Raw genomic sequence first — 715 nt, 5'->3', positions numbered from 1 at the left:
GCATAGGCCAGTTCGAGTAAATCCCAAACGGTCGGCAAAACCGCCGCGCCATGCGTATCAATCAACAATTCCGGCGTTTCGACGTCATGTCCGGCAATGTGGATATAGCACACGCGCTCTGCGTCCACATTTTCTAAAAAGGCTTCGGGCGACAACAGGCCGTGATTGACGGCGTTGACGTAAATATTGTTCACATCCAAATGAATGCCGCAGTCGGCTTCACGGGCAACCGCGTTGAGGAACTCGACTTCGTTCATCTCGGCAAGCGGAGAATGCAGGTAGTAGGAGGTGTTTTCCACGGCGATGCGGCAGCCCAAACGGTCTTGCACTTCGCGGATACGGCGCGCGGTATGTTTCACCATCTCATCAGTGAAAGGCAGCGGCAACAAATCGTAAAGATGACCGCCGTCGTGGCAATAGCTCAAATGGTCGGAGAAAAACGTGCAGTCATAACGGCGCATCATTTCTTTGATTCCGTCTATCAAGGCAGTATCCAGCGGTGCTTGTCCGCCCAACGACATGGATAATCCGTGCAACGCCAGCGGCAGCCGTTCCGCCACGCGGTCAAACTGTTTGCGCGCCCTGCCGCCCATTTTCAGCCAGTTTTCGGGGGCGGCTTCGATAAAGCGTATCGGGCTGTCGTCTGAAAGCGAGAGGAAGTCTTCCGCCAAGTCGCGGCGGTAGCCCAAGCCTGCGTGTTGAATCATGGTGATGT

The 715-nt window shown here is 55.1% G+C and carries 1 protein-coding gene; it reads right to left on the bottom strand.

Annotated elements, in window-relative coordinates:
- On the bottom strand, positions 1–707 hold a 707-nt coding region (locus ACTHUM_RS16615; RefSeq protein ID WP_440403506.1), incomplete at its 3' end, for a DUF692 domain-containing protein.
- Positions 708–715 lie beyond the last annotated feature (8 nt).

This window comes from Neisseria sp. P0021.S006 (assembly GCF_051956895.1).
The sequence above is the reverse complement of the archived record's forward strand: the minus strand, read 5'-3'. Positions and strand labels throughout refer to the sequence as shown.